The 24,872-nt window shown below is 68.0% G+C and carries 28 protein-coding genes; 11 read left to right on the forward strand and 17 right to left on the reverse strand.

Annotated elements, in window-relative coordinates; all coding sequences use genetic code 11:
* Positions 1–21: 21 nt before the first annotated feature.
* Entirely contained in the window at positions 22–432 is a 411-nt protein-coding gene (locus EV650_RS14165; protein ID WP_166678111.1) for a DUF2000 domain-containing protein, read from the forward strand.
* Here EV650_RS14165 and EV650_RS14170 read toward each other — a convergent pair.
* Positions 404–946, reverse strand: a complete 543-nt coding sequence (locus tag EV650_RS14170; RefSeq protein ID WP_134119092.1) for a DUF6790 family protein — start codon at positions 944–946, stop codon at positions 404–406. The genes EV650_RS14165 and EV650_RS14170 overlap by 29 nt on opposite strands.
* A gap of 56 nt (positions 947–1,002) precedes the next feature.
* On the opposite strand from EV650_RS14170, the gene EV650_RS14175 reads away from it, so the two are divergent.
* Positions 1,003–1,425, forward strand: a complete 423-nt coding sequence (locus EV650_RS14175; RefSeq protein WP_134119094.1) for a MarR family winged helix-turn-helix transcriptional regulator — start codon at positions 1,003–1,005, stop codon at positions 1,423–1,425.
* A gap of 15 nt (positions 1,426–1,440) precedes the next feature.
* On the opposite strand, the gene EV650_RS14180 is transcribed toward EV650_RS14175, so the two are convergent.
* The 9 genes from EV650_RS14180 to EV650_RS14220 all read right to left on the reverse strand — a co-directional run bounded on the left by EV650_RS14180 (position 1,441) and on the right by EV650_RS14220 (position 10,407).
* Positions 1,441–2,169 (reverse strand): hypothetical protein, encoded by a 729-nt coding sequence (locus EV650_RS14180; RefSeq protein ID WP_134119096.1) that lies wholly within the window; start codon positions 2,167–2,169, stop codon positions 1,441–1,443.
* Positions 2,170–2,365: 196 nt separating this feature from the next.
* Positions 2,366–3,532 (reverse strand): rod shape-determining protein RodA, encoded by a 1,167-nt coding sequence (gene rodA / locus EV650_RS14185; protein WP_134119098.1) that lies wholly within the window; start codon positions 3,530–3,532, stop codon positions 2,366–2,368.
* Between the two features lie 10 nt (positions 3,533–3,542).
* Positions 3,543–5,597: a penicillin-binding protein 2 gene (gene mrdA / locus EV650_RS14190; protein ID WP_134119100.1), complete on the reverse strand. Its 2,055-nt coding sequence runs from the start codon at positions 5,595–5,597 to the stop codon at positions 3,543–3,545.
* Entirely contained in the window at positions 5,594–6,124 is a 531-nt protein-coding gene (gene mreD, locus EV650_RS14195; protein ID WP_134119102.1) for a rod shape-determining protein MreD, read from the reverse strand. The genes mrdA and mreD overlap by 4 nt, the downstream gene beginning before the upstream one ends.
* 1 nt (position 6,125) lies before the next feature.
* Positions 6,126–7,043 (reverse strand): rod shape-determining protein MreC, encoded by a 918-nt coding sequence (gene mreC / locus EV650_RS14200; protein ID WP_134119104.1) that lies wholly within the window; start codon positions 7,041–7,043, stop codon positions 6,126–6,128.
* A gap of 10 nt (positions 7,044–7,053) precedes the next feature.
* Positions 7,054–8,082 (reverse strand): rod shape-determining protein, encoded by a 1,029-nt coding sequence (locus EV650_RS14205; protein WP_439648777.1) that lies wholly within the window; start codon positions 8,080–8,082, stop codon positions 7,054–7,056.
* Between the two features lie 170 nt (positions 8,083–8,252).
* Positions 8,253–8,663, reverse strand: coding sequence for a nucleoside-diphosphate kinase (gene ndk, locus EV650_RS14210; protein WP_134119106.1), 411 nt, complete (start codon positions 8,661–8,663; stop codon positions 8,253–8,255).
* Between the two features lie 38 nt (positions 8,664–8,701).
* Positions 8,702–9,052: a DUF4233 domain-containing protein gene (locus EV650_RS14215; protein WP_134119108.1), complete on the reverse strand. Its 351-nt coding sequence runs from the start codon at positions 9,050–9,052 to the stop codon at positions 8,702–8,704.
* Complete coding sequence (locus EV650_RS14220; protein ID WP_134119110.1) at positions 9,049–10,407, reverse strand: bifunctional folylpolyglutamate synthase/dihydrofolate synthase; 1,359 nt, start codon at positions 10,405–10,407, stop codon at positions 9,049–9,051. The genes EV650_RS14215 and EV650_RS14220 overlap by 4 nt, the downstream gene beginning before the upstream one ends.
* Positions 10,408–10,480: 73 nt before the next feature.
* On the opposite strand from EV650_RS14220, the gene valS reads away from it, so the two are divergent.
* Positions 10,481–13,033 carry a valine--tRNA ligase gene (gene valS, locus EV650_RS14225; RefSeq protein ID WP_134119112.1) on the forward strand — a complete coding sequence of 851 codons (2,553 nt, stop codon included), beginning with the start codon at positions 10,481–10,483 and terminating at the stop codon, positions 13,031–13,033.
* A gap of 142 nt (positions 13,034–13,175) precedes the next feature.
* Positions 13,176–13,970: a hypothetical protein gene (locus EV650_RS40990; RefSeq protein ID WP_238174199.1), complete on the forward strand. Its 795-nt coding sequence runs from the start codon at positions 13,176–13,178 to the stop codon at positions 13,968–13,970.
* Between the two features lies 1 nt (position 13,971).
* On the opposite strand, the gene EV650_RS14235 is transcribed toward EV650_RS40990, so the two are convergent.
* On the reverse strand, positions 13,972–14,898 hold the full coding sequence (locus EV650_RS14235; RefSeq protein ID WP_134119114.1) for an AEC family transporter: 927 nt from the start codon (positions 14,896–14,898) through the stop codon (positions 13,972–13,974).
* Between the two features lie 105 nt (positions 14,899–15,003).
* Complete coding sequence (locus EV650_RS14240; RefSeq protein WP_134119117.1) at positions 15,004–15,486, reverse strand: MarR family winged helix-turn-helix transcriptional regulator; 483 nt, start codon at positions 15,484–15,486, stop codon at positions 15,004–15,006.
* Between the two features lie 72 nt (positions 15,487–15,558).
* On the opposite strand from EV650_RS14240, the gene EV650_RS14245 reads away from it, so the two are divergent.
* A complete protein-coding gene (locus EV650_RS14245) occupies positions 15,559–15,987 on the forward strand; it encodes a PPOX class F420-dependent oxidoreductase (RefSeq protein WP_134119119.1) in 429 nt (142 codons plus the stop codon).
* A complete protein-coding gene (locus EV650_RS14250; protein ID WP_134119121.1) occupies positions 15,984–16,451 on the forward strand; it encodes a nitroreductase/quinone reductase family protein in 468 nt (155 codons plus the stop codon). The genes EV650_RS14245 and EV650_RS14250 overlap by 4 nt, the downstream gene beginning before the upstream one ends.
* Here EV650_RS14250 and EV650_RS14255 read toward each other — a convergent pair.
* The gene (locus tag EV650_RS14255) at positions 16,445–16,939 is read right to left on the reverse strand and encodes a COG4315 family predicted lipoprotein (protein ID WP_134119123.1); all 495 of its coding nucleotides are present in this window, start codon (positions 16,937–16,939) and stop codon (positions 16,445–16,447) included. The genes EV650_RS14250 and EV650_RS14255 overlap by 7 nt on opposite strands.
* Positions 16,940–17,025: 86 nt before the next feature.
* On the opposite strand from EV650_RS14255, the gene EV650_RS14260 reads away from it, so the two are divergent.
* Genes EV650_RS14260 through EV650_RS14270 form a run of 3 tightly spaced genes read left to right on the forward strand, consistent with a single transcriptional unit; the run spans position 17,026 to position 18,501 of the window.
* A complete protein-coding gene (locus tag EV650_RS14260; protein ID WP_134119126.1) occupies positions 17,026–17,529 on the forward strand; it encodes a sigma-70 family RNA polymerase sigma factor in 504 nt (167 codons plus the stop codon).
* On the forward strand, positions 17,526–18,131 hold the full coding sequence (locus EV650_RS14265) for an anti-sigma factor family protein (protein WP_134119128.1): 606 nt from the start codon (positions 17,526–17,528) through the stop codon (positions 18,129–18,131). The genes EV650_RS14260 and EV650_RS14265 overlap by 4 nt, the downstream gene beginning before the upstream one ends.
* Positions 18,132–18,141: 10 nt before the next feature.
* Complete coding sequence (locus EV650_RS14270; RefSeq protein WP_238174200.1) at positions 18,142–18,501, forward strand: DUF4345 domain-containing protein; 360 nt, start codon at positions 18,142–18,144, stop codon at positions 18,499–18,501.
* 1 nt (position 18,502) lies between these two features.
* Here EV650_RS14270 and EV650_RS14275 read toward each other — a convergent pair whose 3' ends face one another.
* From EV650_RS14275 to EV650_RS14285, 3 genes are all read right to left on the reverse strand, one after another.
* Positions 18,503–19,756 (reverse strand): hypothetical protein, encoded by a 1,254-nt coding sequence (locus EV650_RS14275; RefSeq protein WP_134119130.1) that lies wholly within the window; start codon positions 19,754–19,756, stop codon positions 18,503–18,505.
* 3 nt (positions 19,757–19,759) lie between these two features.
* The gene (locus EV650_RS14280) at positions 19,760–21,301 is read right to left on the reverse strand and encodes an alkaline phosphatase D family protein (protein WP_134119132.1); all 1,542 of its coding nucleotides are present in this window, start codon (positions 21,299–21,301) and stop codon (positions 19,760–19,762) included.
* Positions 21,302–21,427: 126 nt separating this feature from the next.
* Positions 21,428–21,799, reverse strand: a complete 372-nt coding sequence (locus EV650_RS14285; protein WP_166678112.1) for a DUF1304 family protein — start codon at positions 21,797–21,799, stop codon at positions 21,428–21,430.
* 151 nt (positions 21,800–21,950) lie between these two features.
* Between EV650_RS14285 and EV650_RS14290 the strand changes: the two genes are divergently transcribed.
* On the forward strand, positions 21,951–22,994 hold the full coding sequence (locus tag EV650_RS14290) for a helix-turn-helix transcriptional regulator (RefSeq protein WP_134119136.1): 1,044 nt from the start codon (positions 21,951–21,953) through the stop codon (positions 22,992–22,994).
* Here EV650_RS14290 and EV650_RS14295 read toward each other — a convergent pair.
* Positions 22,981–23,880, reverse strand: a complete 900-nt coding sequence (locus EV650_RS14295; protein ID WP_134119138.1) for an AraC family transcriptional regulator — start codon at positions 23,878–23,880, stop codon at positions 22,981–22,983. The two genes, EV650_RS14290 and EV650_RS14295, sit on opposite strands and share 14 nt — an antisense overlap.
* 121 nt (positions 23,881–24,001) lie before the next feature.
* Here EV650_RS14295 and EV650_RS14300 point away from each other — a divergent pair, with 121 nt between their 5' ends.
* Positions 24,002–24,853 carry an SDR family oxidoreductase gene (locus EV650_RS14300; RefSeq protein ID WP_134119140.1) on the forward strand — a complete coding sequence of 284 codons (852 nt, stop codon included), beginning with the start codon at positions 24,002–24,004 and terminating at the stop codon, positions 24,851–24,853.
* Positions 24,854–24,872: the final 19 nt, after the last annotated feature.

Below are 24,872 nucleotides of genomic sequence, written 5' to 3' on the forward strand. Positions count from 1 at the left end.
CATCGAGCTACTTTGTCCGACGTGCTGACGAACAAGATGGTCGTGGTGATCGCGACCGAAGCGCCGATCGGCGTCGCCCTGAACACCGCCGCGCTGCTCGGCGTCGGCCTCGGCCGCCACCACGACGACACGGTCGGCCCCGACACCACCGACGCCTCCGGCACATCCCACACCGGCATGTGCGCCTACCCGATCCCGGTACTGCGGGCGCCCGCCGAGCAACTCCAGTCGCTCCGGGCCCAGGCCGCGGCCCGCGCCGACGTCACCATCCACGACATGCACCAGGTGGCGCAGCAGGCCCGCACCTACGACCAGATGTCCACGACCCTCAGCGGCACCAAACCGGAAGACATCGACTACCTGGGCCTAGCCCTCTTCGGCCCCCGTGCCACCATCGACTCCCTCACCGGAGCGCTACCGCTGTACCGCTGACAACTTCATCCCGGGGGTTTGCCTTCTGCTGACGGGACTGGACGACCGCCAGGATGATCATGACCGCGGGGATGCCGACGTCGTACACGAGGATGCCGCCGCCGTTGCCGGGCTGGTGGTCGCCGTGCACGAACCACTGGTAGACGTGGCCGACCGTGGCACCCCAGAGGAAGGCCGCGGCGAGCAGGCCGACCGTCAGCCGCTCGCGGGCAGAGCCGGACGCGGAACGGAAGGCGCCGACGGCCAAGGCCAGGTTGGCGAACGCGATCTCGAACTGGAACGGGCTCCTGGTGAAGCCGATCGTGTCTGCCATGTAGTCACCGATGGTCAGGAACGAGACGGTCATCCACACACTGCCGCAGCCAAGCGCGACGATCGCCCACCAGCGCTGCCAGATCTCCAGCCGGCCGGCACGGTCCTCGACGCCGCGGGAACGCAGCGCCGCTCCGACACAGGCGATCAGGATCCAGAGGAACGGAGTACAGGTCTTGATCAGGTAGGTCGAGGTCTCCATGCCTTGAATCTTGCATGGTTAATATTAACTAGTCAAGACTCGTGTACAGTGACCTCGTGGACGACGGACTAGCGGACTTGCTGCACCGGGTGGTGGCGCTGCTCGGCGATGCGGCACGCAAGCACAGCGGCGGCCAGGAGGGTGACCTGACGTACAGCCAGCTGCGCCTGCTGGGCTCGGTCGAGGACGTGGAGCCCGCGACCCAGCACCGGCTCGCGCAGGTCCTGGGCGTCTCCGACCCGGCGGTCAGCCGGGCCCTGCGACCGCTCGAGGAGCGGGGGCTGGTCCGCATCACGCAGGACCCCCAGCACGCCCGCCGGCGCCTGGTCGAGCTCACCTCAACCGGCCGCGCGGCCTACCACGCCAACGGCAAACCCCTCGCGGAAGCACTCCGTCACGCCTTGCAGGCCGAGAACTTCCCGTACGACCGCTATCTGGCCGACACCCTCCGGCTGGCCGAAATCCTCGAATCCGCGTGATCCGGGCCGGACGGCTCACGCCGGCTTGAGGACCTGGCGGGCCTTCGTTACTGCGGCTTCGGTGGCAGGGTCCAGCTCGGTGCCCTGGCTGGCGAGTACGCCGACCGACAGGATCACGTCGTCCACGCCGGTAACGGCGGCGGTGTACTCGAGGCCTCGCTTCGGGCCGCTGGTGCCGGTCAGGCGGAAGGCGAACGGCTTGGTGCCGTACGACGGGGCGGTGATCTTCTCGACCTTCATCGAGGTGGTGCCGGCACCCTCGGTCTTGAGGGAGATCTTCGAGCACGAGTCGACGGCGTCGGCGTACGAATCGCGGAGGTCGGCGACCTCGGCCGCGGTGCCCATCGAGTCGAGGCCGTAGTCGATGTACGGGCCCTCTTGGCCGCCGGAGAAGGTGCGGGTCACGCTGGCCTTCGAGCCGGGAGCCTTGGTGGCGTTCAGGTATTTCACCAGGGTCTTGCAGCGGCTGCTCGACGATGAGAACGGCTTCGAGCCGTCGTCGGGTTCGTCCTTCTCCTGCGCGAACCCGCTCGGCAGGTCGCTCAGCACGAGCAGGGCCTTCGTCAGCTCGGCCGCCGTCCGCGTGACCGGCGTCGACGACGAAGGGGTGCTGGGCGTCGCACTCGGCGCCGGCGTGGATGGCGCCGTACCGGCATCCTGCTTGTCGTCCTCGCCGCTACAAGCGGTGAGGGACAGAGTGAGGGCGGTGGCGAGCGCGAGCGGATACGACACGAACCTGGTCATGGGGCCTCCCGGCCTGGACTGAGGAGCGGAGGGAGCGAAGCGACCGCAGCGACGAGGGAAGGCCGGGAGTCACAGCCCCATGACCCGCCGCGCCGGAGGCGTGGCATCAGTAGAGTCATGAAGCCTCTCCGGACTGGACTGAGGAGCGCGCTGGGAGCGTACCTGACGGGTCAGCTCTTGGCGCGGAGGCGCCCGGTCAGTAGCGGTGCGAGCGGAGGTGGATGTTCTGCAGCAGGCCGACGGCGAGCAGACAGGCGAACATCGACGAACCGCCGTACGAAACGAACGGCAGCGGCAGACCGGTGACGGGCATGATGCCGAGCGTCATCCCGATGTTCTCGAACGCCTGGAACGCGAACCAGCAGACGATTCCGGTCGCCACCAGCCGGCCGAACGCGTCCCGCGCGTTGACCGCGATCCGCAGGCCGCGGAACAGGATCACCGCGAACAGCACGATGATCGCCCCGGCACCGATCAGCCCCAGCTCCTCGCCGGCGACGGTGAAGACGAAGTCGGTGTGCTGCTCGGGGACGAACGCGTTCTGCGTCTGGCCGCCGTGGAACAGCCCCTGCCCGAAGACGCCGCCGTTCCCGATCGCGATCCGGGCCTGGTTCACGTTGTAGCCGATGCCCTGCGGATCCGACGACGGGTGCGCGAACGCGATGAACCGCGACAGCTGATACTGCTTCAGCACCTGCAGTTTGATCGCAATCGCCGCGATCAGCACGCCCGCGGTGAGCAGCCCGAGCATCCACCGCTTCGGTACGCCGGACACCGCGATGATCCCGAACACGATCGAGCCGAGCACCATCACCGTGCCCAGGTCGGGCTGCAGCATCACCAGGATCACCGGTACGGCGGCGACCGCGACGGCCTGCGCGACGTCGATGGTCCGTGCGTTCTCGTTGCGGTCGGTTTCACCCTTCTCCGCGATCAGCAGCGCCATCCCGACGATCACCGCGAGTTTGGCGAACTCGCTCGGCTGGATCGACATGAACGGGAGCTGGATCCACGACCGCGACCCGTTGATGGTCGAGCCGACGCCCGGCACCAGGACCAGGATCAGTCCGACGATCGAAGCGGCGTACAGAACCGGGGCGAGGATCCGGACCCGGCGGTGGTCGGTGACGGCCGCGCCGATCGCGAGGACCAGGCCGATGGCGAAGTTCAGCGAGTGCCGGACCAGGAACGCGTACTGGTTGCCGCCCGTCAACGCGGTCCGGTTGTGGGTCGCGGACCAGATCAGCATCGCGCCGATGAACGACAGCGCGACCACACAGAGCACGAGCACCCAGTCGACCTGCCACACGGTCGACCGCCGGTCCATTCGCGGCCGGGTCCGGATCGGACTCAGCAACGCCATGTCAGGGGCCTCACTGCTTCGGCTGGTTCTGCCCGGCCGGCGGGGCCGGCTTGATGTTGTACAGCGTCTCGTAGATCTTCCGGACCGCGTCGCCGCCGGCACCCGAACCGGTACCGGACTGGCTGAGCATCATCACGACGGCGTACTGATCGGTGTACGACGCCAGCCACGACGTGGTCTGCTTGCCGTAGACCTCGGCCGTACCGGTCTTGGCCCGGACCGGGATCTTGTCGAGCGGGAAGCCCTGGAACTTCCACGCCGCCGTACCGGTCTTGGTGGTCTGCTTCAGCGCGTTGTCGATGTAGCGCAGGGTGGTCTTCGGGACCGGGAGCTTCGACTTCACCGTCGGCTTGATCTCGTGCGGCTTGCCGTTCGCGCCGACCCAAGACTGGACGACGCGCGGCTCGAAGAGGGTGCCGCCGTTCGACAGGGCCGAGTAGACGGTCGCGAGCTGCAGCGGGGTGACGGTGGTGTCGCCCTGGCCGATCGCGAAGTTGACCGCGTCACCCGCGCGGTACTTGTACCCGTCGACGCAGAACTCGCTGGCGAACTGCTTCAGGAACGCCGACGTCCCGGCGGGCGGGTTGGCCGACAGCTTGCAGTAGTAGTCCTTCATCGCGTCGTAGTACGTCTTCTTCCACTGGCGGTCCGCGATCCGGCCGCTCGCCTCGCCGGGCAGATCGACGCCCGTCGGCTTGCCGAGGCCGTACTTCTTCGCCATCTCGACCAGCGGGTCGTAGGTGCTGATGTCGCTGGAGTTGCCGCCCTCCTTCAGCCAGAGCGCGTACGCGATCCGGTAGAAGAACGTGTCGCAGGACAGCGCCAGCGCCTGGTCGAAGCCGATCATCCCGTACGACGCGGACTCGTAGTTCTTGAACCGGCGGTTGCCGACCTCGAAGTACGACGAGCAGTCCTCTCGCGTCTTCGGACCGTACCCGGCGCCCATCGCGGCCGAGGTCGTGATCGGTTTGAACGTCGATCCCGGCGCGAGCTGCGCCTGCAGTGCGCGCGAGACCAGCGGCGTGCCGGACTTGGTCGAGTAGAGCGCGTCCAGCTCGCGCTGGCTGATACCGCCGACCCACACACCCGGGTCGTACGTCGGGTAGCTGGCCATCGCGACGACCCGGCCGGTCTTGGTGTCCATCACCACGGCGGCCCCGGAGTCGGCGACGTACTTCTTGTGCGTGACCGGGTCGGTCTGCTTCCGCGCGGTCATGATCGCGTTCTTCAGCTGGGTCTCGACCGAGGCCTGGATCCGCGCGTCGATCGAGGTGACCAGCGTCGCGCCCGGGATCGGGGCGGTCTGCTTCTGGATGCCGGTGGTGTAGCCGACCGGGTCGACGATGACGTCCTTCACACCGGGCGTGCCGCGCAGGAGCTGGTCGTACGAACGCTCGATGCCGGCTCGGCCGACCAGGTCCGACCGGTGCGGGACCGAGTCCTGCCCGGCCTTGTCCATATCCGCGAGCTCTTCGGTGGTGATCGGCGAGAGGTATCCGAGGATGTGGGCTGCGTTCACCTTGTAGGGCCCCGGGTACGCGCGGAGGGTCTGTGAGTCCGCGGCGACCCCGGGGAAGTCCTCGCGGCGCTCCATCACCTCGATCGCGACCTGCTCGCTGACGTCCTTCGCGACTGGGATCGGCTGGTACGGCGTGCCGTTCCAGCAGGCGGGTGGTTTGGACGCGCCTGGCTCACCGCACAGCATGGTGCGGGCCTTGAGGTCCTTCGGTGTCTGGCCGAGCACCTTGGCCAGGCGGGCGAGTACGACGTTCTGCTGGCTGTCGGGGAGTTTGGCGAGCACGGACCGGTCGACGGTGATCATCAGCGAGACCCGGTTGCCGACCAGAGTCCGGCCTTTGGAGTCGACGATCGTGCCGCGCGGAGCCGGGATCAGGACCTGGCGGATGTGCTGTTGCGTCGCCGCCTGGCTGTAGTCGGCGCCGGACATCACCTGCATGTACCAGAGCCTCGCGAAAAGCGTGCACAGCAAGGAAAAAACCAGCACCCCGATCACAACCAATCGCAACCGAGCCTTGAGCGGAGCCTCAAACCCGTCCCAACTCATGGGGCGACTCGGCGTTCGCGGGCGGGTTGGACTCGGCCCATGATCCACATCACCAGGGGGATGACCACGATCGCGCCGACCACGTCGTACCCGGCGGCGATGCCGAGGCGGACGCCGAACTCGCCCCAGTCGACCGACGGATCGTGTAGCAACGAGCCGGTCGCGCTGTAGATGAAGAACGAGATCGCCGTACCGAGCACAACCGTCAACGCGACGCCCAGCGGTCCGACCGGCCCGCTCGACTTCTCCCGGCGGATCAGACCGGCGACGTACCCCGCGATGGCCAGCGACAACGCCCACCGACCGGCCGTGTGGTCAGCCGGCGGCACGACGTCCATCAGCAGACCGCCCACGAACCCGGCGATCGCACCCCACTCCGGCCCACGCGACAGCGCGAGCGCGATCACCACGATCAGCGTCAGGTCGCACGTCACGCCGGCGACCGCGATGTTGGTCAGCACAGACGTCTGCACGGTGACGGCGAGCATCAGGAAAAGGGCCGCCAACCCAATGCGTAAAGCGATCACGTCAGTTCCCCTTTCCGGTGATTTGGGCGCGCGGGGGCCGCGCGGGTGGTCCGGTCACTACTCCGACTGTGTCGATCCGGGTCGGGTCGACGTCCGGCTTGATGGTCGCGGTGGAGCCGAGCGAGCCTTCGTTCGGCGTCACCGAAGTGACGACGCCGATCGGCACACCCGGCACATACGGCGCGTTGCCGCTGGAGCCCCAGGTGACGATCCGGTCGCCGACCTTGGGCCGCGCCTTCGGGTCGACGAGTTTGTAGTCGAGGGTGCCGGCCACATCGCCACGTCCGGAGACGAAGCCGAGCGCGAGCGTCGAGTTCAGCCGACCGCCGACGGTCGAGTTGCGGTCGCCGATCAGCAGCACGGTCGCGGTCCCCGCGGTGGTGCGCACCACACGGCCGACCAGACCGGTCCCGTTCAGCACGGTCATGTCGGTGTGCACGCCGTCCGCCGTCCCGGCGTCGATCGTGACCGTGTGGCTGAACGTCTGGGCGCCACCGATCCCGATCACCCGGGCCGGCGTCATCGTGTACGCCGGCGCGATCTTGAGCAGCTTGTCCAGTTCCTGCGCCCGGTTGCGGGCGTAGTCGGAGGTGGTCAGCTCCTCGGTCAGATTCTCGTTGTCCTTCTTGAGTTTTTCGTTCTCTGCTTTCAACCTATCCATTTCCGCGAACCGGTCGCGGAGGTTGTCCACAGGCTGCCGGGCCGAGCTCGCGGTCGACTCCAGCGGGCCGAACACCCCGGCCGCGGCCTCCCGCAGCGGCTCGACCGGCGAACCGGCCGAGCGGCGGGCGTCGAGCACGATCAACGTGAAGCAGGCCAGGATCACCAGCACCAGCACGGTCCGGCGGCGACGGATCTGCCGCGGCATGCCGGTCGCGCGGACCAGGCCCTTGGCGGGGGTACCGAGGTCTTTGAGCATCGGGTGGACCTCAGCGCCGGTTGTCGGTGACCAGGATGCGGTTGAGGGTCTCGATGTTGTCGACGCACTTGCCGGCCCCGAGGACGACGGCGTCGAGCGGGTTGTCCGCGACATGGATCGGGATGCCGGTCTCGTGCCGGAGCCGCTCGTCCATGCCCTTCAGCAGCGCGCCGCCGCCGGTCAGCACGATCCCCCGGTCGACGATGTCGCCGGCCAGCTCCGGCGGGGTCTTGTCCAGGGTCGCCTTGACCGCGTCCACGATCGCGGTGATCGGCTCCTCGATCGCCTGCCGCATGTCGGCCGAGGACACCTTCACCGTCCGCGGCAGGCCGGACACCATGTCCCGGCCGCGGATCTCGCTGTCCGGGCCGTCGGTGGTCGGGAACGCCGACCCGATCGTCATCTTGATCTGCTCCGAGGTCGCCTCGCCGAGCAGCAGCGAGAACTCCTTCTTGCAGTAGTTCACGATCGCCTTGTCGATGGCGTCGCCGGCCACCCGGATCGACTGACTGGTGACGATGCCGCCGAACGAGATGACCGCGACTTCCGTCGTACCGCCGCCGATGTCGACGACCATGTTGCCGGTCGCGTCGCGGACCTCGAGGTTCGAGCCGAGCGCGGCGGCCATCGGTTCCTCGATGATGTAGACCTTGCGGGCGCCGGCCATGTAGCCGGCGTCGCGGACCGCGCGCTGCTCGACCGCGGTGATCCCGGACGGGACACAGACCACGATCCGCGGCTTGGCGAAGTACCGGCGCCGGTGGACGCGCTGGATGAAGTACCGCAGCATCTGCTCGGCGGCGTCGAAGTCGGCGATCACGCCGTCCTTGAGCGGCCGGATCGCGGTGATGTTGCCCGGCGTCCGGCCGATCATCTTCTTGGCCTCGTGGCCGAACGCGACCGCCTCGCGCGGATCGTCGGTGCGGGTCGCGACCACGGACGGCTCATTGAGTACGACGCCCCGTCCACGCACGTACACGAGAGTGTTCGCCGTTCCGAGATCGACCGCCATGTCGCGGCCGAGCATGCTGTTCGCCACCGCGGCACCTCCCACTCGACCACCTTCAGGCTAAGCGCCGCCCGCGCACAGCCAGTGGACCGACACGACCGGCCCGTCCAGGAACAGATCGTATCGGTCCATTCACCTGCAGTCCGCAACGGCCTCCAGGTCGTCGACAGTTCCGGACCTGATCGTGCGAAGGTCCTTCGTCAGGGGAGGTCGGGGAACCAGAGCTTGATCTCCCGGCTCGCCGAGTCCTCGGAGTCGGAGCCGTGGACGAGGTTCTCGCGGTTGGACAGCGAGTGGTCGCCGCGGATGGTGCCGGGGGCGGCCTTGCGGCCGTCGGTGGCGCCGTTCAGCGCGCGGATGACCTCGATCGCCTCGTCGCCCTCGAGCACCATCGCGACCAGCGGGCCGCTGGTGACGAAGTCGCGCAGCGGCGGGTAGAAGGCCTTCTCGACGTGCTCGGCGTAGTGCTGATCGGCCATCTCGGCGTCGATCGTGCGCAGATCCATGGCGACGATCCGGAGTCCCTTGGACTCGAACCGGCCGAGCACCTCACCGACCAGGCCGCGGCGGACCGTGTCGGGCTTCAGCAGGACCAGCGTGCGCTGCGACATCTGTCAACTCTCTCTCGAAGTAGCTAGGGCGGATGAGCCTAACCGGTCTGGGCCTGACCGGTCTGGGCCTGGTGAGCTTTCTTGGCCTGCTCGATGCGGCGGCCGAGGACCATCGCGGCCACCCAGAAGCCGGCGAAGGCCAGGCCGAGGAGGAACATCACGGGTACGACGAAGCCGAGGCCGACCGCGCCGACCTGGACCACCGAGCCGAGCACGTAACCGGCCCGGAAGCGGAGCAGTCCGGCCGAGACAATCGCCAGTACAGCCAGACCGAGGCAGACCGGGACGGCCACCGCGGGCCGGACGCCGGCGACCGAGATCATCACCGGCGTGACCAGAGCCAGCAGCACGGTCTCGAACCCGAGGACGATCGACGCCAGAGACCTCACTGTGCTTCCTTCTGCTTGCGGACCAGCAGCGCCCGCGCCTCACCAGCGGTAATGACCGAGCCGGTGATCAGTACGCCGCCGGTGCCCATCGCGATCGCGTTCTCCTCGGCCAGCCGGATCGCGTCGTCGATCGCGTCGATCAGGTGCGGCCGCACCAGCACCCGCTCCTCGCCGAACACCTCGGCCGCCAGCTCCCCCAGCTCCTCGGCCGGCATCGAGCGCTCGACGAAGCTGTTCCGGGTGCAGACGACCGTCTCCATGATCGGCTCGTACGCCTCGAGGATGCCGTACACATCCTTGTCCTTCATGCATCCCAGTACGCCGATCAGCGGCTGGAACTGGAACGCCTCCGAGACCGTGGCCGCGGTCGCCTGGGCGCCATGCGGGTTGTGCGCGGCGTCGACGACGATAGTCGGGCTGTTCCGGACGACCTCCATCCGGCCCGGGCTGGTCACCTTCTCGAATCCGGCCCGCAGCAGCTCGACCGTGACCCGGCCCTCGTTCTCCGCGGTCGCTCCGAGCAAAGCCTCGACCGCGGCGACCGCAGTGGCGGCGTTGTGCGCCTGGTACTCACCGTGCAGCGGGATGAACAGCTCGTCGTACTCAGCGCCGAGGCCCTTGACCGAGATGACCTGCCCGCCGACCGCGAGCGTCCGGCTGACGACACCGAACTCGATCCCTTCGCGCGCGACCTGCGAGCCGACCTCGGCAGCCTTGCGGAGCAGGACCTCGAACACGTCCAGGCTCTGCTGCGACATCACCGTCGTACCGCCGGGCTTGATGATGCCCGACTTCTCGCCGGCGATCGTGACCGGATCCGCGCCGAGCAGGTGCGAGTGATCGACCGCGACCGGCGTGATCACCGAGACGATCCCGTCAGCCACGTTGGTCGCGTCCCAGCTCCCGCCCAGGCCGACCTCGATCACCGCGACATCGACCGGCGCGTCCGCGAACACGGCGAACGCCATCGCGGTGATCACCTCGAAGAACGTCAGCGGGTGTTCCTGCTCGGCGTCGACGACATCCAGGTACGGCGCGATTTCGGCGTACGCCTCGACGAAGCGCTGCTCGCTGATCGGCTCACCGTCCAGCGTGATCCGCTCGCGCACCGACTCCAGGTGCGGACTCGTGAACCGGCCCGTCCGCAGCCCGGCCTCGCGCAGCAGGGTGTCGATCATGCGGGCCGTGGACGTCTTGCCGTTGGTCCCCGTCAGGTGCACCACCGGGTACGTCTTCTGCGGGTCGCCGAGCAGCTCGACGAGCCGCCGGACGCGCTCCAGGGTGGGCTCGATCTTGTGCTCCGGCCAGCGCTGCTGAAGCCGTGCCGATACCTCGGCATAGGAAAGGTCGCTCATCAGAATGATCAGTCTAGAAGGGGCTGTGGATAAGCGTTCGGAGCACCCCTTGACAACCACTACGATTGTGCGCATGAGCCAGACGTCCCGCGTTCCAGACAAGCCCACCCTCGAAGGCCTCGAGGAGAAGTGGGCGGCCGTATGGAAGGAGCAGCAGACCTACGCCTTCGACCGCACCGCCGAGCGTGCCGACGTGTACTCGATCGACACGCCGCCACCGACGGTCTCCGGGTCGCTGCACGTCGGGCACATCTTCAGCTACACCCACACCGACCTGGTCGCGCGGTTCCAGCGGATGCGCGGGAAGAAGGTCTTCTACCCGATCGGCTGGGACGACAACGGCCTGCCCACCGAGCGCCGGGTGCAGAACTACTACGGCGTCAAGTGCGACCCGTCGCTGCCGTACGACCCGGACTTCACTCCGCCGGCCAAGCCGGACCCGAAGAAGCAGATCCCGATCTCCCGGCAGAACTTCGTCGACCTGTGCGGTGAGCTCACCCACATCGACGAGCAGTCGTTCGAGGCGATGTGGCGGCAGGTCGGCCTGAGCGTCGACTGGTCGTACCTCTACACGACGATCTCCGAGGACTCCCGGCGTACGTCCCAGCGCGCGTTCCTGCGGAACTTCGCCCGCGGCGAGGCGTACCTGTCCGAGGCGCCGACGATGTGGGACGTCACGTTCCAGACCGCGGTCGCCCAGGCCGAGGTCCAGGCCCGCGAGTATCCGGGCGCCTACCACCGGATCGCCTTCCACGGTGCAGATGGCCCGATCTACATCGAGACCACCCGCCCGGAGCTGATCCCGGCGTGTGTCGCGTTGATCGCCCACCCGGACGACGATCGGTACAAGCACCTGTTCGGGACGACGGTCCGCTCGCCGCTCTTCGACGTCGAGGTCCCGGTCCTGGCCCACCCGGCCGCCGAGATGGACAAGGGCGCCGGCATCGCGATGTGCTGCACGTTCGGCGACCAGACCGACATCCAGTGGTGGCGCGAGCTGCAGCTACCGGTCCGGACCGTCATCGGCCGCGACGGCCGCCTACTGCGCGACACCCCGCCGTGGCTCGAGGGTTCTGAGCTGGCGGTGTCACTCTATGGCGAGCTGGCCGGCAAGACCGTGTTCAGTGCGCGTGAGCTGATCGTCGGGAAGCTGCGCGAGAGCGGCGACCTGGACGGCGAGCCGAAGCCGACCCAGCGGATGGCGAACTTCTACGAGAACGGCGACAAGCCGCTCGAGATCGTCTCCACCCGGCAGTGGTACATCACCAACGGCGGCCGCGACGCCGGGCTCAAGCAGGAGTTCCTCGAGCTCGGCAACGAGCTCGCCTGGGTCCCCGAGCACATGCGCCACCGCTACCTGAACTGGGTCGACGGACTCAACGGCGACTGGCTGATCTCCCGCCAGCGGTACTTCGGCGTCCCCTTCCCGGTCTGGTATCCGCTCGACCACGACGGCGAGCCGGACTACGCCCACCCGTTGATGCCGTCCGAGGCCGAGCTGCCGATGGACCCGACCTCGCAGGCCCCGCGCGGGTACGACGAGTCCCAGCGCGGCAAGCCGGGCGGTTTCCAGGCCGACCCCGACGTGATGGACACCTGGGCGACGTCCTCGCTGACGCCGCAGATCGTCTGCGGCTGGGAGCGTGACGACGACCTGTTCCGCCGTACCTTCCCGATGGACCTGAACACGCACGCGCACGAGATCATCCGGACCTGGCTGTTCTCCCGCGTCGTCCGCGCTCACTTCGAGAACGGCACGCTGCCCTGGGCGCGGTCGATGATCTCCGGATTCGTCGTCGACCCGGACCGCAAGAAGATGTCGAAGTCGAAGGGCAACGCGGTTGTCCCGTCGGAGGCCCTGGAGAAGTTCGGGTCGGACGCGGTGCGGTGGCGGGCGGCGATGGCTCGGCCCGGGCTGGACTCGCCGTTCGACGAGTCGCAGATGAAGGTCGGACGACGGCTGGCGATCAAGGTCCTGAACGCGTCCAAGTTCGTCCTCGGGTTCGGGGCGACGACGGTCGATCCGGCCGCGGTCACGGAGCCGGTCGACCTGGCGATGCTGCGGCAGCTGCGGTCGGTCGTCGCGGACGCCACCGCGGCCTTCGAGCGGTACGACTACACCGGGGCGCTGGAGATCAGCGAGCGGTTCTTCTGGACGTTCTGCGACGATTACGTCGAGCTGGTCAAGGAGCGCGCGTACGGCGGTCAGGGCGACGACGCCGCGTCTTCGGCGAAGGCTGCGCTGGCCGTTGCGTTGTCGGTCCAGCTCCGGCTGCTCGCGCCGTACCTGCCGTTCGCGACCGAAGAGGTCTGGTCGTGGTGGCAGGAGGGTTCGATCCACCTGTCCTCGTGGCCGCAGCCGGATGTCGATCTGGCGGTCGCGGAGCAGGAGCCTGAGGTCCTGGACGCGGTCTCGGAGGTGCTGGCGGGAATCCGCGGCGCGAAGTCCGAGGCGCAGGTCTCGATGAAGACCGAGGTCAGCAAGGTCGAGGTCACCGGACCGGCCGCGCGGCTGTCGCTGGCCGAGCGCGCCGAGCCGGACCTGCGGGCGGCCGGCCGGATCACCGGCGAGATCGTCTGGCACGCCGACGACTCCGACGCGGTCAAGGTCGTCGCCGCGCTCTGAGCAACTGACTGAGCAGGGTGCCCGTCTCCCGCTGGGGAGGCGGGCATCTGTGCGATCGTGCGACTACCCTGCGAGATCGGTTTGTACAGATGTGGAAGCATCGGGTCCGAACCCCGCGACCGAACGTCCGAGGAGCAAATCGATGAGTGACCCCACCAACCCGGCGGATCCGCAGCCGGCGGAGAAGGCCGTCACCGCGGCCGACGCCGGCGCGGACACCACCGAGCTGGCCGCCGTCCCGGCCGCGGACCCCGCGCCACCCGGGCAGACGACGGAAGCCGGGCAGACCGCGGTCGCTGGGCAGACCGCGGCTGGGCAAACTGCGGCGGTTGGGGCGAAGGATCCCTCGGGCAAGGCGACCTCAGACGGCACGAAGACGGCGGAGCTCGCCTCGAAGAAGAAGGGCTGGCGGCGGTTCAAGGTCCGCGGCCCGTGGGTCACGGTCGGCGCGGCTCTCGTCGTACTGATCCTGCTGGCCGTTGGCGGGTACGTCTGGGGCCTCGGCCCGCTCAACACCCTCAACTCCAAGCGCGGGATCACTCCGCCCGCCAAGCTCGCAGGCCTCGACCGGATCACCAATCCTGATATCCGCGACCGGGCCGGCCTCGACCAGACCCGCGAAGCATTGAGACGGATCAACAACGGCAAACAGGTGACAGTGGAGGCGTACGGCAGCCTCGACGGCGACCGGCTCTACGTGATCATCGCGCTCCGCGGCAAGGTCGACATCGACAAGACCGTCGCCGACTCCGGCGCCACCTCCGACAAGATCAAGAAGGTCGGCAACGCCACCTGCGTCGAGTCCACCGGCAACCTCCCCACCCAGTGCTACCGAGGCTCCAACACCCTCACCGTCATCGCCCAATCAGCCAACGAGGGCGTCAACGTAGACCAGGTAGAACCCGTAGCCGAAGAAGCCTTCAAAGCAATGCGCTGACTCAGGCGAGGAGGCCTGCTATCAGGATCATGGTGGGGATTGACAGGAGGGTGCTGAGGAGTACGGCGCTGCGGGCCAGGGTGCGGCTGGCTCGGTAGTGGACGGCGTAGACGTAGACGTTCTGGGCCGTGGGTAGGGCGGCTAGGAGTGTTGGCGCTAGTAGGGCTGTTCCGTGGAGGTCTAGGGCCCAGCGGGCGATCGTGTACGCCGCTAGTGGTTGGACGAGCGTTTTCAGGGCGACTGCGAGTACGACGTCTCGCCGCAAGGTGATCGAGTTCTTGGTGCCGGCGCTCAGGCTCAAGCCGTAAGCGATCAGCGCGACCGGGACCGCCGCAGCGGCGACCAGGTCGATCGGGCGCATCAGGAGATCCGGCAGCGGCAGTCCCACCAGGGACACGAGCAGGCCGAGTAAGGACGCGACCGTCAGAGGGTTGCGGAGCGGGCGTGTGACGATGGTCCGCAGCGATACCCGGCGACCGGATCCCTGCCGATCCCCATCCAGTACGGCGAACGCGATCGGGGCCATCACCAGCACCTGGAACAGCACGATCGGCGCAACCAGCGCACCGTCGCCCAGCACGTACGCCGCCACTGGTACGCCGAGGTTTCCCGCGTTCACGTACGACGACGCGAGGACGCCGATCGTCGCCTCGGAACGCGTCCGTCGCCAGATCACCACTGCGACCAGCAGGAACAGCACCTGGACCACGAACAGGCTCACCAGATTCGTGACCAGGACTACCGAGAAGATCGTCCGCAGGTCGGCGCGGGCGACCGTCGTAAACAGCAGTGCGGGTGTGGCGACGAAGAACGCCAGCCGGGACAGCACGAGCTCGTCCTGTGAACGCAGTACGCCGAGGAGGCCGACGACGTACCCGAGGACGGCCACTGCGACCAGCGCGGCGAAGGCACCGACGACGGCGGACACTCAGCTGCTCAGCGGCTTAGACACGCCTACGATCGTAGAGGAAAACGCTGTCCAACAGCTGGGACAGCGGCCAGGACACCGTCCGGGACGGAGGTCAGACAGCGGTCAGACGGCGCCGCGGCAGCGGGTGATGATCCCGCTCATGGTCGCGCGGAAGTGCTCGAGGTCGGCCGGGCTCAGGTCTCCGATCAGCTTGTCGAGCTGCTGACCCACCTCGGCATGGAACGCGGTCGCGGCCCGCCGCCCGGCATCCGTCAGCCGCACCTGCACCGCCCGCCGGTCCCCCGGGACACGCGACCGCTCGGCCAGCCCACGCTTCTCAGCCCGATCCACCAGCCCCGTCAACGCAGCCTTCTCGACGCCGAAGATCTGCGCCAACTCGGCCATACCGCGCGGCCCGTCGAGCAGGACGCACAGCAGTTTGGCCTGCACCGGCGTCAGATCATGCCGGTCGGAAGTCGCGGCGTACATCGCCTGCACCAGCCCGGTCAGCTGCACCAACCCGCCGGCGGCATCCATCACGTCAGCGTCCAGGCCGGCGCCATTCACCTGCGCCAGCCGAGCGAAATGCCCCGTACTCCTGCTCACCTTTCTAAGGTACAGGGCATGTATAGTTAATGACGCGTACTGTATGTGGCATTAACCAGCCCAGGAGGACCGATGTCTTTCAGTGACGACGAGCTCGACTACCTGCGCTCCCAGCGCATCGCACGGATCGCGACGGTCGGCACCGACGGGCAGCCGGACGCCGTACCGGTCGGGTTCGAGTACGACGGCACGCACCTGTACGTCGGCGGCATCGATCCGGTGAAGACCCGGAAGTTCCGCAACGTCCAAGCCGGCAACACGAAGGTCGCCGTCGTCCTCGACGATCTGGCGTCGGTCGACCCGTGGGTGCCGCGGTACCTGCGCATCTACGGTGAGGCCGAGCTGGTCGAGCGGACCGGTCGCTTCGGCGCCGGCACGTACCTGCGGATCACGCCGACGACCTCCTGGAGCTTCAACCTCGAGGGCAAGCCGTTCACCTACGACGACAAGGTCACCACGACCCGCACCGTCCACACGTCCGAGGGTGTGACGAGCCGATGAGCTTCGACACCCGCGCCGGTACTCGCGGTGCCCGGCAGCCGAAAGGCCGCGTACTGCGGTGGATGAACACCTTGATGGCTCGCCGGATCCGGCGGCGTCGTGGCGGCAAGTTCATGGGCTTCGACGCCCTGGTACTGCGGACGATCGGGCGCAAGTCCGGCGAGGAGCGGCTGACCCCCGTCGGCTGGTTCCCGGTCGACGACGGCAGCCGCCTGATCGTCGCCTCCGCGGCGGGCGCTCCCGGGAACCCGGCCTGGTACTACAACCTGGCCGCGAACCCCGATCGGGTCCGGATCGACGTCAACGGCGAGACGATCGAGGTCCGTGCGGAACAGTTGCACGGCGCGGAGCGGGCCGAGGCGTGGGATCGGATCACGGCCGCTGCGCCGCGATTCACGGAGTACCAGGTGAAGACCGATCGCGAGCTGCCGATCATCAAGTTGACGCCACGCGGGGGTCAGTAGCCGTAGCCGGCGCCACCGCCGCTGTTGGTGCTCGGGGACGGAGCCGACGACGCGGTGGTTGTTGCCGCGTGCCAGGTGAAGCTCGTTCCGGAGAAGGCATCCGAGGCGTTGTTGCCCTTGGCCTGTCCGGATCCGGTGTCGAGTTTGAAGGTGTACAGCGGTTTGCCCTGGAAGGTGAGCTGCTCCGCGCCGGTGTCGGAGCGCTTCATCGTGCCCAGGCCAGTTACGGACTTCGCGTCGGCGGTTGAGCCGGTCGCCGGCATCCAGAAGCTCAGGCAACTGCCGGTGCACTTGATCATGCCGCCGGCTTCCTGGTCGGCGAAGTACAGCGTCTTGCCGGACGAATCGACCAGCGTCTGACCGACACCGCTCACATTCTGCACCGAGACAGCGGCCGCAGCACCTCCGGCAGCGGTATCACTGCTCCCACAGGCCGCCAACGTCCCCATCGCCGCCGTTGCTCCTAGCAACAATATCGTGATTCTCATCGAATCTCCTCTCCCCTGCAGATACGCGGGATCCCGGCGACAGGTTCAGTTGAACCTTCCACGGCTGTGTCGCGTAGTTCACAGGTGTGGATGACGAGACGGTGATCCGCACGTTGTACGACAGGTACCGGCGGCCGCTGTTCGGCTACGTCCTCCGCTCGGTGGGCGGCGATCGCCAGTACGCCGAGGACATCGTGCAGGAAACGATGGCGCGGGCCTGGACGCACGCCGCCGAGCTGGACCCGGACCGGGCCGGCCGCTGGCTGTTCACGGTCGCCCGCAACCTGGTCATCTCCGGCCACCGCAAGAAGGAGGCGCGGGTGACGGAGGTGCCGATCGACGACCACGAGTTCCCGGCGCTCGGCGACGACCTCGACCACGTGCTGCAGGTCTGGCAGGTGATCGAGGTACTGCGTGGTCTCAGTCCCGACCACCGCCAGGTGATCATCGAACTGTTCTACCGGCGCCGGACCGTCAACGAGGCGTCGGTCGTGCTCGGCGTACCGCCGGGAACGGTCAAGTCGCGCAGCTACTACGCACTGCACGCGTTGCGCGCGGCGCTGGAAGAACGAGGAGTGACCGGCTCATGACGTGCCCGGAGACGATGTCGATCGGCGCCTATGTGCTGGGGGCGCTGGAGCCATCCGAACGTCGCGCGACCGAGGAGCACGTCGCGACCTGCCCGACCTGCCGCGAGACGCTGCTGCAGTTCGCCCACCTCCCGGGACTCCTGCATGCCGTACCTGTCGAGGACATCGAAACAGACCAGCCGGAGCCGGCTCCGCTCCAACTGACCAAGAAGCGGCCGCGACGGCGCTGGGTGCTGGCGGCCGCGTCAGCGGTCGTAGTGAGTGGATTGGTCAGCTGGGGCCTGGTGACGGCTCCAGCCTCAGCCACGTGGACAGCAACAGACGGCGTCGGCGGCATCGACACCACAGCCAAGCTGACCAGCCACGGCTGGGGCACGGACATCCAACTCCGCCTGACCGACCTTCAGCCTGACAAGCACTGCATGCTGATCGTCCACGGCCGAGACGGTAGTACCGAGACGGCCGGCTGGTGGGCCTCCAACGGCACCTACCAGGCCCGGGTCCCAGCCAGCACCTCGATCCCCCTGGAAGACATCACCAGCCTCCAGGTGGTGACGTCGGCCGACGCAGTGCTCAGCACCATCACCCCGGCCACAAAGTAATCTTCGCCAGGTGATCGGGATCATCGTCGCCGCAGTCTTCTTCGCCGGTATGGGCATCTACGGACTCGCCGCACCCGCCGCACTCGTGCGGCCGTTCGGGATCCAGATCAGCGGGCCGCACGCCCGCAGCGAGGTACGTGCCGTGTACGGCGGGTTCGGACTGGCCGTCGCTGGGCTGCTTGTCGTCGCGGTGATCGATGACGGGATCCGCCGCGGCGCGGTGATCGCTGTTGCTGTTGCGCTGGCGGGGATGGCGGCCGGTCGGTTGGTGGGGCTGGTGTTCGACCGGCCGACCGCCTTCTATCCAGTCTGGTTCTACTTCTTGGTCGAGCTGGTGCTGGCTGCGATCCTGTGGTTCGCGGGTAACTGAATCACCAACTGTTGTTGGAGATCCCGGTGCCCAGGACGACCTGGTCGTACGTGTTGCCGTCGGTGTCGTCGGTATAGGCGACAGCGACTTCGGCGTACGGCGAGACTGCGACCGTCATCTGCTCCTGCCGGCCCGCAGTGGCAGAGCTGAGCTGCTGCGGCGACAGTCGGCCGGTGTCCGTGCCGTCCGTACCGAAGCCACGGATCCATACGTCCAGATCGGTCGCCTGGATCGTCCAGCCCACGACGGTCTGCGCCTGGTCGTCGATGCCGATCGACGGCGCCGTACCTCCGGCCGCGACCTGTACGTCGGCGTACCGGGCTGTGCCCGCCGAGTTGAACGAGCGCGTCCAGACACCCGCCGTACCGGTGTGGTCGGACTCCCACGCGACTGCGAAGTCGCCGTTGAAGTTGGCGGCCACAGATGCGTGCACCTGCTGTCCACCGCCTTCAGAGTTGGCGGTCCGGCGCGAGAGCGTCGCCGCACCATTGGTTCGTCCCAGCCGGATGAGTCCGATGTTGTAGAACGCGTTGGCGTCGCCGTCCTCGTCCCAGACGACCAACGCGTCACCTGACGCCGACACGGCCACGTCCGGGTTGTGGTGCTGGCCGGTCGTTTGTGAGGCAGTGACTTCCCAGGCGCGTGTGGTCGGTCCGGTATAGCCAGCTGCCTTGACCATGGCCTGGGCGCCGGTCTGGATGTCCTCCCACACCACGGTGAACGCGACGGCAGCACCGGACGGTGCACCATCCGGGTCCACAGCGACGCGCGGATTGATCTGCTGACCGGTCGAACTGCTGTTGGCGTTGCCGGATGCGGTCACGGTGCCGGCGGTGTTCACGACGCGGTACGGGATGTTGTAGAAACCGTTGCCGTCCGGGTCGTCCTGCCACACCACCACTGCGTTGCCCTTGTCGTCCAGACCGACGTCCGGGTGCAGGTGGCGCCAGGTCGTCACACCACTGCTGCCACCGGCCGACAGCTTCGTTTCGTACACTGCGGTGCCGTTGTGGAACAGCCGCAGGTAGATCTCGCTATGCACGTTGTCGGTCGCGTTGTCGGTGTCGCGGTCGTCCTCCCACGTCACGGCCACATAGCCGTTGCGGTTGGTGGCAATGGACGCGTTGTCCTGGTCACCGGTGGACACGCTGTTCGCCGTCACCCACGTGGGTGCAGCAATGTGCGCATCCGCAGTAGTGGCGGAGAAAGTCAGTGCAGTAGCAGCAAGCGCAGTAATAGTAAGGATCTTCTTCATGAGTCACACCGCCTGCAGGCCGGGGTGGCCCTCTTGGACGACGAACGACTTCACCGTCGCGGCAGCGGCGCCGTGCTCGGACACCTTGGCCACATTGCGGAAATCGGCCCGCAGCTCCGTCGGGCTCACCGTCGCGCGGACGTAGCCGCGACGGTCGTTGTAGAACTTCAGCCACGGGTTCGTGCCGACATCCGGGACCGTGGTGGACCCGTCGCCGTCGCCACTCGAGGTCACCGAGCTCGTGACGAGTTCGGTGCCGATGGTCGCCGAGTTCGCGTTGTTGTAGTCGGCCTTGAGGTCACTGGCCCAGGCCCGGTGCACATCTCCCGTGAGTACGACTGGGTTGCGCACGGACCGGTCGACCCAGCCCTGCTGGATCCGGGCCCTCGACGCGCGGTAGCCGTCCCAGGAGTCCATGCTGGCGCCGGTCGAGTTGAACCGGCGGGCGAAGAACACCTGCTGTCCGATGATGTCCCAGGTACCCAGGTGCTGTCCCAGACCGTCCAGCAGCCAGCTCTCCTGCGGGTTGCCCGGCAGACTGCGCGTAGCCAGATCAGCGTCCGAGCACACCTTCCAGCCGTCACCACAGGCCTGGTCGTTGCGGTACTGCCGGGTGTCGAGCATGTGGAACGTCGCCAGGCTCCCCCACCGCAGTCGCCTGTACAGCTGGATGCCGTTGCCACTGTTCACCTGAGCGGGTCGCAGCGGCATGTTCTCGTAGTACGCCTGGTACGCCGCCGACCGCCGAGCGGTCCACTGTGCCGTCGTCAGCGCCGGAGTGTTGTTCTCGCGCACCATGCCGGCGTAGTTGTTCTCCACCTCATGGTCGTCCGGTACGACGATCCACGGAGCGACCGCGTGCGCTGCCTGGAGGTCCGGGTCGGTCTTGTACTGCGCGTACCGGCGGCGGTAGTCCGCGAGCGACACGATCTCGTTGCCGAGGTGGAGTCGCGGACGGCCGGTGGTCGGGCCGTACTCGTAGATGTAGTCACCGAGGTGCAGGATGACGCCCGGGTTCTCCTCAGCCATCCTGCGGTAGACGGTGAAGTACCCCTCCTCGTAGTGCGAGCAGGAGGTGAACGCGATCACCAGGTTCCGTCCAGCGGTGCCAACCGTCGGCGTGGTGCGAGTGCGGCCGACGGGCGAGATGTAGCCCTGGGCACGGAACCGGTAGTAGTAGTCGGCGTCTGGGCTGAGACCGCTGGCGATTGCGTGCACCGAGTGCGCAGCGGCGTACTGGGCTGTGACCGTGCCGGACGCGACCAGCGTGCTGAACGTGTCGGTCGTCGACACCTGCCAGTCGACTGCGACGTCGGCGTTGGCCATGCCACCTTGGCCGTCGGCGTTGGTCGGGGACGGGGCCAGTCGGGTCCAGAGCACGACGCTGCTCGCGTCGGGCTCACCGGACGCGATGCCGAGCTGGAACGGGTACGGGACGGCGGCGGTGGCGGTTATGACCGAGGACTGGGCGGCAGCCGGGAGGGCGCCGACCCCGGCCGCGGCGAGTCCGCCGAGAACAAGGGTCCTGCGACTGATTGGGCTCATGAGCCTCACCTTCACGGGTACTCAGGGCGGTAGGCCCCCGGGCCAGCCGAACTGCCGGTGACCATTCGGGAACCTTGAGTGTGTGCGGTGGTTCATGCCCATGATGGCGCAACTTTCGTAACTTTCCTACAGCATGAGAATAAGCAAAACCGCGGCAGGAATGCCTTCCATCAACGCGTTCAGCCACAACCGGCGCTCCGACACGACCAGTACGACGGCCATGAACGTGTGCTGCGCCGCGGTGAACGTCACCAGCGCCTCGCCCGCCGACTCATGACCGTTCGCCGCGAGTACGACGCCGATCACCAACGCGGCCGCGGTCGTCAGGTTGTACCAGCCCATGTTCACGGTCCACAGCCGGATCGCGTCGAAGTCTCCCGGCCTGGTCAGGAACATCGGGTACAGCTTCGGGTGCTTGTAGAGGATCGACTCCATCACGAACACCACGGCGAGCATCACCGCGATGACGATCGCCAGCACCTGCGCCGCCGTACTCATGCCGGCTCGCCGGCCCGCCTGAAGGTCATGACTGCGACGGTAGGAAGCCGATGCCGGCGCCGACATCCCGTGCCGATGGGCCTCGCCAGGGCGACGGAATCCCCACATTTCCGGGATAGGCGGCCGGTGTGCGGCGGCGCATACTGAGCCCATGTGGGAGGGGCGGGCTCGGGCCGCGCGCCGGGACATCGCGGCGCTGGCGACGTCGGGGATGGGCGTCGCCGGGCTGCACGCGGCCGCGATCGAGGTGGTCGAGCGGGTCGTCGGCAGCGAGCTGACCTGCTGGGCCGGCCTGGATCCGGGCACGCTGGTGATGAGTTCGATGACCAGCGGGCAGGCCTGCATCCCCTCGGAGTACGAACCGCGGCTGGCCGAGACGGAGTACGCCGGAACTGTGCCGAACTCGTTCGCCGAGCTGGCCCGGAGTAGACGGCAGGTCGCGCGACTCTCGGACCTTCCGCACCGCGAGGTCGTCGGCCATCGGCGGCTGAACGAGGTGTGGCGGCCGCTCGGGATCGAGCACGAGGTGCGGTCCACGTTCACCGTCGACGGGGATTGCTGGGGTGCGGCCGGGTTCGTGCGCAGTGGGTCTGACTTCAGCGATCGCGAGGTGGAGTTCCTCGGGTCGGTCGCGCCGGTAATCGGTGCGGCGACCCGGGTCGCGGTCCGGACGGACGCGCACGGGTACCGCGGAGGGGTCGGCCCGTCGATCGTCGTCACCGGTCCGACCGGTGAGCCGCGGGCGATCACCGCGGCCGCGCGAACCTGGCAGGACGAGCTTGCACCCGGGCGGTTCGACGTACTGCTGCGGGCGATCGTCACCGGCACGCTGGCCGCGGTGTCCGGGACGTTCCAGGCTCGGGTCCAGACTGCGTCAGGCGGATGGGTTCTGATGCAGGGCAGCCGATTGATCGGGGACAACGACGATGAGGTCGTGGTGACGATCGAGCCCGCGTCCGGGCATCACCTGGTCGGCATGCTGCTGGCGGCGTACGGCCTGACCACGCGGGAGCGGGAGATCTGCCTGGAGGTCATCTCCGGGCACAGCACCACCGAGATCGCCGACCGGCTGTCGATCTCGCCGCACACGATCCAGGACCATCTGAAGTCCGCGTTTACCAAGGTCGGCGTCCGCAGCCGCGGCGAACTGGTCGCGACGCTCCGGCCGGAGGATCTGACCGTCAGGCCGGCGTGAGCTGCTTGCGATACGTCCCCGGCGGTACGCCGAAGTCGCGCTTGAACGCCTTCGCGAAGGCGAACTCCGACGTGTAGCCGATCTCCTTCGCCACCGTGGCGAGCGGACGATCGTGGTCGCGCAGCAGTCGCGCCGCTGTCGTCATCCGCCAACGGAACAAGTAGGTGAGCGGCGGCTCCCCGACCGCCTCGGTGAAGCGCCGCGCGAACGCGGCCCGCGACAATCCGACATCCCCCGCGAGGTCCGCCACAGTCCAGGCAGCACCAGGCTTCTCATGGATCAGCTCCAGCGATTGCGTGACCGCAGGATCCGTCAACGCCCGCGCCCAGCCGCGATCGGTTGGGCAGTCGTTGTCCTCGAACCAGGCTCGCAGGATCAGCACCAGCAACGCATCGACCAGCGCCGGTACGACGGCGGCCGCGCCGGGCCGCTGGGTGTCGAGCTCCTCGCCCATGATGCTGATTGCCGTACGCAACGAGTTGTGCCGGCCCGGGTTCGCCGGGACCACAACCACGTCAGGGAGTCTGCTCAGTACCGGATGCGGGCGCTCGCGCTCGAGCCGGTAGGTCCCGCACAGCAGCAGGGAGCGAGCACCCTGACCCTGCGGTGGCTGCTCGGTCGACGGGTTGAAGTCGACCGTCGGCGAGTCGGGGTGGTCGACGAGTGCGTGCTGAAGACCGCGCGGCAGCAGCACCGCGTCCCCCGGGCCGAGCGGGATCGCATCCCCGCCCAGCGGCCGCAACCACGCCGTACCCTGCAGGACCAGGTGGAAGGTAGCGCCGAACGAATGGGCGAAGCGCAGCCCCCACGGCCCGCGGAGGTCGGTGCGCCCGAACGTGGCCGGACCGGTCTTCATCGCGGCGACGACATCGGCAAGAACATCCATGCCTGGCATCATACGCGCAGCCGCCAAGACGATGAGACATAAATGTGCGCTTGATAGACATAGATCCGCTCGCGCACGCCGCCTAATGTCGGTGACACCACATCGAACACGAGGAGTACGGATGAGCATTGTCGTCACCGCCGCCACCGGTCACCTGGGCGGTCTCGTCATCGACGAGCTGCTGCAGCGGGTTCCGGCCGACCAGGTCGTCGCGGTCGCGCGGAACGCCGAGAAGGCCGCGCCGCTCGCGGACCGCGGCGTCGAGATCCGCGTTGCCAACTACAACGACCCGGACGCGCTGGCGAAGGCGTTCGGCCCCGGCGACACGGTCCTGCTGATCTCCGGCCTCGAGCCGAACCGGCTGGACCAGCACAAGGCGGTCATCGCGGCTGCGAAGGACGCGGGCGTCGCCCGGCTCGCGTACACCGGCGCGCTCGGCGGTCCCGAGGCCGACTTCGATCTGGCCGACGACCACCGCGCCACCGAGCAGGCGATCCTCGATTCGGGTCTGACCTACACGTTCCTCCGCAACGGCTGGTACAACGAGGTCTACACCGACCAGATCGCCGTACAGCTGGAGCACGGTGTCGTCGGAAGCGCGGGCGACGGCCGGATCGCGTCCGCCACGCGGCGGGACTACGCGGCCGCGGCGGCGGCTGTGCTGACCGGGGACGGGCACGACAAGAAGGCGTACGAGCTGAACGGCGACGCGAACTGGTCGCTGGCCGAGTACGCCGCCGAGCTGTCGAAGCAGGCCGGCAAGGACGTTGCCTACAACAACGTTCCGGCCGAGACGCACCTGCAGATCCTGCTCGGCGCCGGGGTGCCGGAGGGCTTCGCCCCGATCCTCGTCGACGTCGACAACGCGATCGAGCGCGGCCGGCTCGCCGGGCGCGGCAGCGACCTCAGCCGGCTGATCGGCCGCCCCACCACGCCGATCACGGACTCGATCGCTGCCGCCCTCAAGGCCTAGGCGGACCGCCACGCATGCA

The organism is Kribbella kalugense (assembly GCF_004365875.1).
Classification (GTDB): Bacteria; Actinomycetota; Actinomycetes; order Propionibacteriales; family Kribbellaceae; genus Kribbella; species Kribbella kalugense.

What these genes read in the sequence shown, in the direction of transcription:
- EV650_RS14280 (WP_134119132.1), bottom strand. Translation starts at nt 21,301, where the DNA reads ATGAGCCCAATCAGTCGCAGGACCCTTGTTCTCGGCGGACTCGCCGCG.
- valS (WP_134119112.1), top strand. Translation starts at nt 10,481, where the DNA reads ATGAGCCAGACGTCCCGCGTTCCAGACAAGCCCACCCTCGAAGGCCTC.
- EV650_RS14300 (WP_134119140.1), top strand. Translation starts at nt 24,002, where the DNA reads ATGAGCATTGTCGTCACCGCCGCCACCGGTCACCTGGGCGGTCTCGTC.
- EV650_RS14265 (WP_134119128.1), top strand. Translation starts at nt 17,526, where the DNA reads ATGACGTGCCCGGAGACGATGTCGATCGGCGCCTATGTGCTGGGGGCG.
- EV650_RS14180 (WP_134119096.1), bottom strand. Translation starts at nt 2,169, where the DNA reads ATGACCAGGTTCGTGTCGTATCCGCTCGCGCTCGCCACCGCCCTCACT.
- ndk (WP_134119106.1), bottom strand. Translation starts at nt 8,663, where the DNA reads ATGTCGCAGCGCACGCTGGTCCTGCTGAAGCCCGACACGGTCCGCCGC.
- EV650_RS14170 (WP_134119092.1), bottom strand. Translation starts at nt 946, where the DNA reads ATGGAGACCTCGACCTACCTGATCAAGACCTGTACTCCGTTCCTCTGG.
- rodA (WP_134119098.1), bottom strand. Translation starts at nt 3,532, where the DNA reads ATGGCGTTGCTGAGTCCGATCCGGACCCGGCCGCGAATGGACCGGCGG.
- EV650_RS14250 (WP_134119121.1), top strand. Translation starts at nt 15,984, where the DNA reads ATGAGCTTCGACACCCGCGCCGGTACTCGCGGTGCCCGGCAGCCGAAA.
- EV650_RS14275 (WP_134119130.1), bottom strand. Translation starts at nt 19,756, where the DNA reads ATGAAGAAGATCCTTACTATTACTGCGCTTGCTGCTACTGCACTGACT.
- EV650_RS14245 (WP_134119119.1), top strand. Translation starts at nt 15,559, where the DNA reads ATGTCTTTCAGTGACGACGAGCTCGACTACCTGCGCTCCCAGCGCATC.
- mreC (WP_134119104.1), bottom strand. Translation starts at nt 7,043, where the DNA reads ATGCTCAAAGACCTCGGTACCCCCGCCAAGGGCCTGGTCCGCGCGACC.
- EV650_RS40990 (WP_238174199.1), top strand. Translation starts at nt 13,176, where the DNA reads ATGAGTGACCCCACCAACCCGGCGGATCCGCAGCCGGCGGAGAAGGCC.
- EV650_RS14295 (WP_134119138.1), bottom strand. Translation starts at nt 23,880, where the DNA reads ATGGATGTTCTTGCCGATGTCGTCGCCGCGATGAAGACCGGTCCGGCC.
- mrdA (WP_134119100.1), bottom strand. Translation starts at nt 5,597, where the DNA reads ATGAGTTGGGACGGGTTTGAGGCTCCGCTCAAGGCTCGGTTGCGATTG.
- EV650_RS14290 (WP_134119136.1), top strand. Translation starts at nt 21,951, where the DNA reads ATGTGGGAGGGGCGGGCTCGGGCCGCGCGCCGGGACATCGCGGCGCTG.
- EV650_RS14285 (WP_166678112.1), bottom strand. Translation starts at nt 21,799, where the DNA reads ATGAGTACGGCGGCGCAGGTGCTGGCGATCGTCATCGCGGTGATGCTC.
- EV650_RS14220 (WP_134119110.1), bottom strand. Translation starts at nt 10,407, where the DNA reads ATGAGCGACCTTTCCTATGCCGAGGTATCGGCACGGCTTCAGCAGCGC.
- EV650_RS14255 (WP_134119123.1), bottom strand. Translation starts at nt 16,939, where the DNA reads ATGAGAATCACGATATTGTTGCTAGGAGCAACGGCGGCGATGGGGACG.